The 10,785-nt window shown below is 74.4% G+C and carries 7 protein-coding genes; 1 reads left to right on the top strand and 6 read right to left on the bottom strand.

The annotated features are described in order from the left end of the window. The 5 genes from CLV35_RS18635 to CLV35_RS18615 form a co-directional block, all read right to left on the bottom strand. Positions 1-1,876, bottom strand: a 1,876-nt coding sequence (locus tag CLV35_RS18635; protein ID WP_183062070.1) for an NPCBM/NEW2 domain-containing protein, incomplete at its 3' end; no start/stop codon positions are given. Between the two features lie 106 nt (positions 1,877-1,982). Continuing rightward, positions 1,983-3,023, bottom strand: coding sequence for a right-handed parallel beta-helix repeat-containing protein (locus CLV35_RS18630; RefSeq protein ID WP_183062069.1), 1,041 nt, complete (start codon positions 3,021-3,023; stop codon positions 1,983-1,985). 40 nt (positions 3,024-3,063) lie between these two features. Beyond that, positions 3,064-4,050: a glycosyltransferase family protein gene (locus tag CLV35_RS18625; protein ID WP_121194990.1), complete on the bottom strand. Its 987-nt coding sequence runs from the start codon at positions 4,048-4,050 to the stop codon at positions 3,064-3,066. Beyond that, on the bottom strand, positions 4,047-5,087 hold the full coding sequence (locus tag CLV35_RS18620) for a hypothetical protein (RefSeq protein WP_121194989.1): 1,041 nt from the start codon (positions 5,085-5,087) through the stop codon (positions 4,047-4,049). The genes CLV35_RS18625 and CLV35_RS18620 overlap by 4 nt, the downstream gene beginning before the upstream one ends. A 135-nt stretch (positions 5,088-5,222) precedes the next feature. After that, a complete protein-coding gene (locus CLV35_RS18615; protein ID WP_231122047.1) occupies positions 5,223-9,128 on the bottom strand; it encodes a choice-of-anchor D domain-containing protein in 3,906 nt (1,301 codons plus the stop codon). A gap of 177 nt (positions 9,129-9,305) precedes the next feature. Here CLV35_RS18615 and CLV35_RS18610 point away from each other — a divergent pair, with 177 nt between their 5' ends. Beyond that, positions 9,306-10,241, top strand: coding sequence for a phytanoyl-CoA dioxygenase family protein (locus CLV35_RS18610; protein ID WP_121194988.1), 936 nt, complete (start codon positions 9,306-9,308; stop codon positions 10,239-10,241). A gap of 19 nt (positions 10,242-10,260) precedes the next feature. On the opposite strand, the gene CLV35_RS18605 is transcribed toward CLV35_RS18610, so the two are convergent. Further along, positions 10,261-10,785: a peptide deformylase gene (locus CLV35_RS18605; protein ID WP_231122046.1), complete on the bottom strand. Its 525-nt coding sequence runs from the start codon at positions 10,783-10,785 to the stop codon at positions 10,261-10,263.

Raw genomic sequence — 10,785 nt, 5'->3', positions numbered from 1 at the left:
TCGGGGTGGGCGTCGGGGTCGGGGTCGGGGTGGGCGTCGGGGTGGGCGTGTCCGTCGGTGTGGGGGTGGGCGTCGGGAGCGGCAGCGGGGTCACGACCGGGCCGCCGGAGATGCCGGAGAGCTGGCGCGAGCCGGGGGCGAAGCAGATGAGCTTGGCGCCGGCCCAGTCGCCGTGGTCGTTGGCGCCGCCGTCACCGGCGTCGGTCACGGCGAGGCGCAGGGACTTCGCGCCCGTGATGTCCACGCTCATGGGCAGAGCGGGGCTGGTGCCCTTGAGGACGGGGCTCTGGTAGGCGCGCACGCCGTCGAGCCACACCTCGAAGACCGCCGTGCCCTTGCCGCCGGTCTCGTCGTCAATGCCGATCGAGCTCTCGAGGGTGGTGCAGGTCCCGTCGAGGTCGAAGTCGACGGTGCTCATCGCCTGGACGCCGACGTTCTTCTCGAAGATGACCGACCGCAGGCGTGCGCGGTTGCCGTCGTTGGCGACCGGGCCGCCGTTGGCCTTGTTGTGCTCGGCGGGGCCGTAGCCGTTGGTGGACGCGGCGAAGGGCAGGTCGCCCAGGTAGACGCTGGCGCCGACGGAGCCGCTGTACTCCCACGCACCGCGGTCGGGCCGGCTGTCGCGCGCGTTCCCGCCGAGGTCGGAGCTCGGGCCACCGGGTGCGGCGTTGTCGCGGCACAGGCTGTCGGGTGCCAATTGGTAGTCAGTGGCGTTGGCGTAGCCGAAGTCGCTGACCTTCAGGTCGTCGGCCGAACCGCCCTGGTTCACGCAGTTGTGGTCCTCGGGCACCGGGACGGCTGCGTTGACCTTGTAGAAGATGTTGTTCCACACGTGTGCGCCGGGGTTGCTGGAGCCGATGACGAGGCTCGAGCCACGGCTGGCGGCGGTGCCGGTCGCCGGGATGGTGTTGTTCACGACCTGGGTGCCGGTGGTGCCGCCGAGGTTGAAGCCGCTGCCCCGCCAGGTGGAGACCAGGTTGTCGGCCAGGTAGGTGTTGCTGACGCGCAGGGTGGCGACGGCGAGGTTGGGGCCGAGCATGACCGCCTGGTCCGGGCCGTTCGGCCCGGGGGCCGAGAACGTGTTGCCCACGATCGAGAGGTCGTCCGAGCCGAAGGACTGGATGCCGTCGTTGTGGTCGTCGTTGACCTGCGGGTCGTGGATGTCGTTGCCCGTGATGGACACGTGCGTCGCACCCGCGATGTTGATGATGTCCGAGCCTGCACCGAAGAGGTCGTTGTCGGCGATCGTGATGTCCGAGGGCCAGCTCGCCAGGTCGTAGGGCGCGCCGTTGATGCGGATGGCGCGCGCGGTGCCGTTGGTGGCCGCGACGCCGGTCACGCCGGTGCCGTCGATGGTGCTGTTCTTCACGGTGATGCCGCTCGTCTGCTTCCAGACGTCGACGCCGGAGAGCGTCTTCGGCTTGACGGTCACCGAGTCGACGGTCACGTTCTCGCTGCCGTCGCTGATGCGTACGACGCTCTGGGTCGAGGTGGCGTCGTTGGTGAGGGTCATGTCGGCGAGCGTGGCGTTGTCGATGCCCTTGAAGGTGAAGCCGTTCACGACGACACCGTCGCGCGACGCGCCGCGGATCGTGACGCCGCCGAGGTCGACGTTCGCGACGGCGCGGTTGTCGAGCCACACCGCGTCGTAGCGGCCGGCGTCGAGGATGACCGTGCCACCAGGGGTCACGGTGCTGATGGCGGCGGCGACGTCGCCACCGGGGGCGACGTGGACGGTGCCGCCCGGGTTGGTGGGAGCGGCGACACGGACGGTCGCCGAGGAGACTGCGGGGTAGGTGAACGCCAGTGCGGTGACCGAGAGGGATGCGAGCACACCGCGGGAGAGGTAGCTGGGGAGTGAGCGGTAGCGGGTCATGCAAGAGTGGTCGGGGTCGGCGACCCGCCATCTTGAAGCGTCGCGCTCCGACAACCCGAACGGCCGCAGACTTCACCCGCTCAGCCCCAGCCGCGCAGCGGAGGGCTCAGGAGCCGGAGTCGTAGACCTTCACGAAGTCGTTCCCGCTCAGCTGCACGCGCGTGTTCTGCAGCCCGTCGGGCGTCTGCAGGGCGAAGCTCGAGCCTGGCTTGGCGTCGGTGCCCGTGCGCCGCACCACGTTCCCCGTCACCACGGTGTCGTCGGTGCCCGCGAGCAGGATGCCCGTACCACGCCAGTCCTCTACGACGTTGTCCTTGACGACGGTGCGGGTGACCGTGAGATCGGGGACGCGCGGGTTGCGGCCCAGGATGATGCCCTGGTCGGGCCCGTTGTCGCCGTGCGACCTGAAGGTGTTGCCCTCGATCGTGACGCCGTCGGAGCCGTAGTCCTGGATGCCGTCGTTGTGGTCGTCGTTGGGCTGCGGGTCGTGCAGCGTGTTGCCCCTGATGACCACCTGCCGCGCTCCGGCGATCAGCACCAGGTCCGACCCCGCGTGCGAGATGTCGTTGTCCTCGATGGTGACGTCGGCCACCCAGCTGGCGCGGTCGTAGGGGGCGCCGTTGAGGTGGATGCCGCGCGAGGTGCCGTTGGTCGCGGCCTCCCCCGTGGTGCCGCTGCCGTCGATGGTGTTGCCGGTGATGCGTACGCCGTGCGTCCGGCCGAACAGGTCGACCCCCGAGCGCGCGAGCGGCAGGATCGTGCAGTCGGCGACGGTGACGTCGCTGCTGCCGCCGCCCAGCTGGACGGCGCTCTCGTCGCGGCCGTCGCGCGAGCGCACGGTCATCGAGCGCAGGGTCACGCCGGAGGAGCCGTCGAGCTCGATGCCGTCGACGACCACGCCGGCGCGGTCGGCGCCCCGCAGGGTCACGTCCCTCGCGTGGACGCCGGTGAGCACCTGGTGGTCGTAGCTGCCGGGGTCGAGCACCAGCGTCGCGCCGGCGGCGGCACGGCTGAGCGCCCCGGCCCAGGAGTCGCCCGGCGCCAGGTGCACGACGCCCTGCGCGTCGGTGCGCGGCGCGTCGGCCGGGTCGTGGAGCAGCAGGACGGTGCCGGCTCCGGCTGCGGCGGCGAGGACGCCGAGGAGCACGACGACCAGGGCGACGAGCGGACCTCTGCCCCGTCTGCGCTCAGACGGTGGCGTCACTGGCGGCGTCCACCAGGTCCGGGCGGATCGCGCGCACGGCGACGACGAGCTGCTCGGCCTGCTGGGCACGCACCGTCTCGCCCGCGGCGACCAGGGCCGGCCCCTGCTCGACCGCGCGGCGCACCGCGGCGGCCAGGTCGGCCGGCTCGTGGTCGGTGTAGACGGCCGCGTCGCCGAAGAAGGAGCGCAGCACCGCGGTGCCGGAGCAGACCAGCGGCTTGCGCAGGGCGAGCGCCTCGTAGCCGGCGCGCTGCATGGTGGCCTCGCGGGTCGTCAGCGCGAGCACGACGTCGGCGCGGACCATCAGCGCGTTGAACTGCGCGTCGGGCAGGAAGCCCGGCAGCAGCAGCCCGGGGCCGGGGGCGACGCCGGGGCGCCGGCCCGTGATGACCACGGTCACCTCGCCCTCGAGCAGGGCGGCGGCGGCGGCCAGCTGCTCGACGGGCTCGTCGTCGGCGCCGGAGGCGGGGAACACCGCGATGCGGCCTTCGGGCAGCGGGGGCAGCTCGCCGACCGCGGACGGGTCGAGCTCGTCGGTCGGGTCGTGGAGCACCAGCACCGGCACGTCGCCCAGGTCGAGGCCCTCGACGAGCTCGGCGTTGGTGACCAGCACGAGCTCGCAGCGCTTCAGCGCCCGGAACAGCAGCGGGTGGCTCCAGGCCCAGCCCTGCGCGTTGAGCGCGGCGGAGTGGATGTCGGCGACGACGCGCAGCCGCTTCGGCAGGGCCACGAGCAGCACGGCCACCAGCGCGAACACCGGCGGCACCATGACGACGACGACGCTGCCGCGCGGCAGCCGGGCGACCCGGGCGACCGTGACGACGCCGCTGCGCACCCACCCGAGGATCGTGCGGGAGCGCGGCTGGCCGGACTTCGCCCACGGGGTCCAGAGCGTCTGCGCGCGCAGCGCCCGGGCCAGGCCCTCGCTGCGGCCGTGGAACGGGATCCACGAGACGACCAGCGCGGTCACCGGTGGCCTTCGGCGAGGGGGGCGAGGTCGGGGGTGCGCGCCGGCTCCTCGGCACGGCGCCGGCGGCCGACGCTGCGGGGGACGAGCAGGAACCACACCGGCTGGGTCTCGAGCGAGCCCGTCGCCAGCAGCGCGTCGCTGACGGCGCGCAGCGAGTCGCCCTCGCGGGCGACGAGCACGAGCGCGCCCGGGGTCGGCGTGAGGTCCCCGACCAGCCGCTGCTCGAGACTGCTGGACGCCACCGAGGTGGAGGCGGCCAGGTCGCCGGCGGCGCGCAGGTGGCCCTGCAGGAGCGCCGCGGCCGGCCGGTCGGCGTCGAGCACCGGCAGCAGCGTCACGCCGCTCGAGCTGCGCCCGAGCCAGCGCGGCACCAGCGTGGCCACCGAGCCCGGGGCCGTGGGGCTCACCCGCGTCGCCGGGCAGTGCAGCAGCGCGCTCAGGTCGTTGGTGGTGTAGATGCGCGGGTCGGCGCGGTCGGCCGCGACGGCGAGCGCGGCGCCGAGGACGAGCCCCAGGATGATGCCGAGCGGGATCGCCGAGCTGCTCGGGGCGACCGAGTCGACCGAGAGCTCCTTGATCAGCGACAGCGTGCCGGGACGCACCGTCTTGCTGGCCGGCGAGCTGCCGGACACCGCCTGCACGAAGGCGTGGCCGGCGGCGGTCACCTCGGCGCGGCTGTCGCCGGTGTACTTCATCTGCACCAGCGAGGTGTCCTGGACGTTGCTGACCACCAGGTGGTCGTCGACGTAGCCGCGCGTGCGGTGCGTCGCAGCGGCGACCGCGTCGGCGACCGCGTCGTCCTCGCCGAGGCCGGCCGCGTAGGTGACGGCGAGCTTCTGCGCCTCGCTGGCCGCGCCCGGCGCGGCGCCCGCAGCGTTGCCGCTGGGCACGATGAGCGTGGCGGACGAGCTGTAGGAGGTGGTCTCGCGGGAGTGCAGCGCGGCGGCGACGGCCGCAGCCACCACCACGCACACCAGCACGATCCACGACCGGCGCGCGAGGCGCTGGGCGAGCGGGGATCGGGAGAGCCGAGTCACCGGGGAGGTCCCTTTCGCTGTCGAGAGAGGCGCTGACGAGGAAGAACGCATGAGGCGTGGATCCTGTTGCGGCTGCGCTGCCTAGACAGGCGGATCGTTCGAATAGTAGCCGGGTCCGCGGCCCCGGTCGCCCGCTCACGCAGCGGCGGGGGCCACTCCGTCGATGCGGTAGACCGTGTCGTTCCAGTCGCAGCAGCCCTGCTCGAACGCCAGCAGGTAGGACCCGGGCACCACGGCGCCGGCGGCCGTCCGCACCGCGAAGACCTTCACCTGGTGGTGCCGCGGCGCGCTCCCGGAGGGGTTCGCGGCGTCGGCCTGGAAGGCCAGCGGCCCGCTCGCGCCGGCCCACCGGGTCCAGATGCCGAAGGGCCCGGAGCCGGGGTCGAAGCGCACGGGCGCGGCCGCCGGCGACAGCGTCTGGTACGACGACGGCCCCTTGTCGTAGACCGCGGTCAGGTGCCGGCGGGCGCCACCGGCGTACCACCCGGCGTCGAGCACCGGGCCACCGCCGCCGGTGAAGACGGCGAGCACCGAGAGCACGACCGGGCCGGTCCCGGACCGCACGAACGCGGGCGCCACGACCTCGTCGCCGCGCACGTCGGCCGGCAGGGCGGGCGTCGACCAGTCCGGGTCGCCGGTGCGGGTGCCCAGCCCGAGGGCCACGAGCACCCGCTGCAGCGACGCCTCGCTCCCCTCGGCGGTGCCGAGGGCCGCGAGCCCGCGGAGCGGGACAGCGACGCCGCCGCGCGCGGGGTCGTCCGTCGTCAGCGTCAGGGTGGCCGCACTCGTACCCGGCGCCTCTGCCCGCAACGTCACGCGCAGCGCCAGGCTGGACCCCGGCGCGAGCTCGGCCGGCAGCACGGGCGGGGCGTCGAGCACGAAGCGCCCGGCGTCGGTGCCCGTCAGCGCGAGCGAGGTGAGGTGGAGGGGGCCGCTGCCGGTGTTGGTCACGGTGACCACCCGGGTGCTGGTGCGCCCGACGACGGTGTTCTGCGCGAGCTCGGTCGGTGTGACCGACGCCACCGGCACCCCGCCGGTCTGGAGGCCGGGGCGCAGCAGCGTGATGCGCCCGGCGGCGAGCTCGGTGACGTACAGGTCGCCGTTGCGCACGTCCTCGGCGAGGTCCAGGGGGTCGGCCAGCCCGGAGAGCCCCACGACCGGCGGGAGCTGCGCCGTCACCGCGCCGCCCGGCGCGAGCCCGTAGGCGGCGACGTCCTTGCCCGAGCTGTAGCGCGTGACCAGCAGGGTGCCGTCGAGCGCGCCGCCGAAGGCGCTGCCGTGGTACTGCAGGGCGCCGTCGGGCGAGTAGTGCGCACCGAGGTCGCGGGCGGCGCCGCGGTAGTTGCGGTCCGGGTGCACGCCCACCGGGTAGCCCGGCGCCTCGGCGGGGTCGGTGGCGGCGGTCGGGTTGCCGCCGTTGAAGACGTACTCGCACCGCGTCGGGTTGGGGTGGCCGTAGTAGCCGCCCGGGACGACGTCGAGGAGCCAGTCGTCCTCGGCCACGCCCATGTCCTTGATCGCCGGTGTGCCGCGCGGCACGTAGGCGCCCAGCCGGCCGACGTCCGGTCGCCGCGCGCACGAGGCGTCCGCCGTCGACGGCTCCGCCGGGGTGTAGCCGCCCGTCGCCGAGCCGTTGGTCGGCGCGTAGAGGTGCCCGTTGTCCGCCCACACCAGGTCGAACGCGTTGCGGACGCCCGTCGCCCAGATGGTGAGCGGGGCGCCGGGGGCGTAGGGGTCGTAGGCGCCCTCGCCCTCCGTCCTCGCGTCGAGCGGCAGCGCGCCGAGGCGCGCCGGGTCGAGGCGGAGCACCGCCGCGGTCATCAGGTGCTCGGCGCGCATGCCCCACACCCGGTCGGGGGCGCCACCGGAGCTCATCGCGCCCTGCGGGAAGTAGAGCGCTCCGTCGGGGCCGACGACGATGCTGTTGGTCTCGTGGTCGCGGATCGAGCGCGGCAGGTGCACGACCACGTCCTCGTAGGTGCCGAGGTCCGGTCCGCTGAGGCGGCTGACCGTGCCGGTCCAGTCGGGCGCATCGGTGAGGACGTCGGCGTTGTGGGTGACCCACAGCACGGGGGCGCTCGCCGTGGACGCCGGGTCGAAGGCGAGCCCGATGACCGTGCGGGGACCGCCGTTGTGGTCCGGCACCGTCGTGATGACGGTGGGCGTGCCGAGGGTGCCGTCGGCGGCGACCGGGAAGCGGTCGATCTCCCCGTCCAGGGTCGCGGCGTAGAGCCGCCCGTCCTTGCCGAACGTCACCGAGGTGAAGGGCTTGCCCGTCGCCGTCGGCTGCGGGACCTGCGTGAAGCCGACGCCCCCGCCGGCCGGCCCGCCGTCGTCGCCGGTGGTGAAGCTGCTGGTGAAGGGCACGAGCGTGGCGCCGCCCACGTCCCGGACGCCCGCGGTGACCAGGACGGTGTACGCGGTGCGCGCCTCCAGCGGCGCCAGCGGCTGCGCGACGACGACGTCGCCGCCGCCGCTGGTGTTCGCGAGCGTGGCCACCGGCACGCCGTCGGCCGTGCGCAGGAGCTGCACCGTGTCGGCGCTCAGCGTGCGTTCGTCGACGCCGCCGAGACCCGGCAGCACCAGCTCCAGGGCCACCGAGGTGTCGCGGCGCACCCCCGTGGCGCCGGGCGCGGGGCGGACCGACCGGACGGTGGGGTGCGCGGCCGCGGTCGTCGACGCCACGTCGATGTAGTCGATCTTGGTGTTGGTGCCGCCCAGCGCGTCGACCGTCAGCGCTCCGTCGGTCACCTCGACGGCGGCCGTTGCCGTGGTGAAGGGGCTCGCCGCCGTCGGACGGAACGCGTTGACGACGCTCCTGCCCTCCACGTTGACCGTGTGGCTGCTGTCGAGGTAGGTCGCGTCGCCCACGGCGACCGTCACCGCGTAGGTCCCGTCCGGGACCGCGACCTGCCAGGTGCCGGCCGGCCCGCCCGCCGGCTGCATCTGCAGCAGACCGGCGAGCCGCACGTCGCCGCCCGGAGCCGGGCTGCGCAGGCGGGTCTGCTTCGTCATGTCCAGCGGTGCGGCGCTCCCCTGCGCGACCCAGCCGTAGACCAGGCCGATGCCCTGGTAGCCGCTGCCGCGCGCGCCGTAGGCCTGGCCGGTGTCGCGCAGGTAGCCCGGCGGGGGCACCGTCGCGCCGGTGGCGAAGTCGACCTTGAGCGAGGTCGGGGCGGTCGTGACGGTGACCCAGTCGACGGTCGCGCCGGTGCCGCTGGTCGTGAGCGTCAGGCGCCCGTCGTGCACGTCGACGACCGCGGTGCCCTGCGCGTACTCCTGGGCGGCGGTGCCGGTGAAGCCGGTGACGGCGGGCACGCCCTCGACGCCCACGGAGCTGCTGGCGTAGGCGCCGTCGACGGGCGCGTCGCCCACACCGACGACGACGGTGTAGCGGTCGTCGGGGACCGCGAGCTCCCACGACCCGCCCTGCGCCACGACGACGCTGTCGTCGCGGTCGTCCACCCCTGGGCGCCCGCGGTCGTAGGCGCTGCCGACCAGGCTCAGCGGCGTCGACGTGCCCGGCGCCACCCAGCCGTAGCTGAGCCCCGGACCCTCCTTGGCGCCGGTGCGCACGCCGAAGCCCGCGCCGGAGTCGGCGTAGTAGGCCGCCTGCACCGGGGAGGCCGCCGGCGCGAAGTCGATGGCGGTCACCAGCCCGCCCGGCACCGAGAGGTGCACGGTCAGGCGCACCACCGCGTACCCCGGCGCGCTGGCGGTGACGACGCCGGTGAAGAGGCCGCCGCGCAGGGACGCGGCGCTCGCCCTGGCCACGACCGCTGCCGACGAGGCGGCGGTGGCCGGGACGCTGAGCCAGGGCTGGCTGCTGCTGAGCGAGACGGTGGCCGGCAGCTCGTCCGGGGTCGTGATGCTGAAGGTCGCGGCCGCCGACCCGCCCCGCGGGGCGAGCAGGTCGACGGTGCTGCGGCTGGTCTCCAGCGGCAGCGCCGCCGCCCCGGCGGACGCCGGCGGCACCGGCAGGGTCGCGGCGAGCAGGAAGGCGAGCAGGACGGCGAGCAGGGCGGCGAGACGGCGGTGCACCCGGCGATTGTGACCAGCGCGGTGCAGCGTACGGGTGACGATCGGGTGAACTGTGCTCATATCGACACGGTTCGTGACGTGACGAACGACGCCCGTCCAGCGGTTGACCAGGCGCGCAGGCGTGGGAGAGGGTTTCCCGGGGCAGTCGACCGACGCCCCGTCCGGGGAGGGACGCACGTGGCCGCCGCACGACCAGCACTGTCCGACGTCAAGAAGCGTGGCACGCAGCTCGCCAAGCGCCGCTTCGAGCCGGTCTGGCGCCACGTCTTCAACGCCCAGCGCACGAAGGCCTTCCGCGCCGCTCCCCCGCAGCTCTGCGCCGAGGGCCAGCGGCTGAGCGCCGACCTCGCCCGTGACGGCTTCGCGAAGAGCAGCCTCGAGGCGCTCACCGGCGACGCGACGCTGCTGCCGCGGCTCCAGGAGCTGGCGCACTCGCTCGAGCAGGGCAACGCCCGGCTGATCGCCGAGCACAAGGCGCGGCTCGACTCCGGCGTCAAGGCCGACGTGTGGGACAAGCCCTTCGTCGTGGAGCTGCTCGACAAGCGTCGCCCCGAGGTCGAGCCCGACGGCCTGCTCGCGTCCGTCGCCCTCCACCCCCAGCTGCGCGGCATCGCCGACACCTACTTCGGGCTGCGGGTGCGGGTCAGCGACATCAACATCTGGCGCTCGCTGCGCACCTCCAAGCCGGCCGAGTCGTCCCAGCTGTGGCACAAGGACCTCGCCGACGACTTCTTCGTGCTCAAGATGTTCGTCTACCTCGAGGACGTCGACGAGGGCGGCGGGCCCTTCACCTACCTGCGAGGCAGCCACCGCCGCGGCGACCTGCGCGACCTGCGCCTGCCCGAGCACGACGACGGCCAGCAGATGCGCGGCAGCGTCGACGCGCCGGAGCAGGTCGGCGTCGGCGACCGCGTCGAGGCCGTGACCGGTCCCGCCGGCACCGTGCTGTTCGCCGACACGCTGGGCTACCACCGCGGCGGCTGGGCGCGCACGAGCGAGCGCCTGCTCATGCAGGTGCTGTTCACCTCGAACGCCGACATCGGCAAGCGCAAGCTCGCGGCGCCCGCGGGCGTGCGCGCAGAGGACTGGGCCGACGACCTGGCCTACGCCTAGCCCCGCTGGAGGACCCCGCTCACAGGTAGGTCCTGCGCTGGTGCAGCGCGTGGGCGCCGGCGACCCGGTCGAGGAACAGCAGCCCCGCGCAGTGGTCGATCTCGTGCTGGAACGCACGGGCCTCGAAGGCGTCGGTCTCGACCTCGAGCCGCTCCCCCGTGCCCGGCACCAGGCCGGCGACCCGCAGCCGGCCCGCCCGCTTCACGTCGCCGGTCAGGTCGGGCACCGACATGCAGCCCTCGCGGCCCTTCTCCCAGCGGCTGGCCACGAGCACCTCGGCGTTGACCAGCACGACCGGCCCGTGGACCGTGCGCGCCTTCGGATGGCCCGTCACGTCGAGGGAGAAGACGCGGGCGGCCACCCCCACCTGCGGGGCGGCGAGGCCTACGCAGCCGGGCGACACCCGCTGGGTGGCGAGCAGGTCGGCCGCCAGCTGCACCACGGCCGGGTCGAGGGGGTCGACCTCGGGCGAGGGTGCCGAGAGCACGTGCGCCGGGGCGCGCACGACCTCGAGGACGCGCCCCTCGGGCAGCTCGGGCAGCAC

The organism is Motilibacter peucedani, assembly GCF_003634695.1.
Classification (GTDB): domain Bacteria; phylum Actinomycetota; class Actinomycetes; order Motilibacterales; family Motilibacteraceae; genus Motilibacter; species Motilibacter peucedani.
Note: the sequence above shows the minus strand (reverse complement) of the source record. Positions and strands in the feature narration are given on the sequence as shown.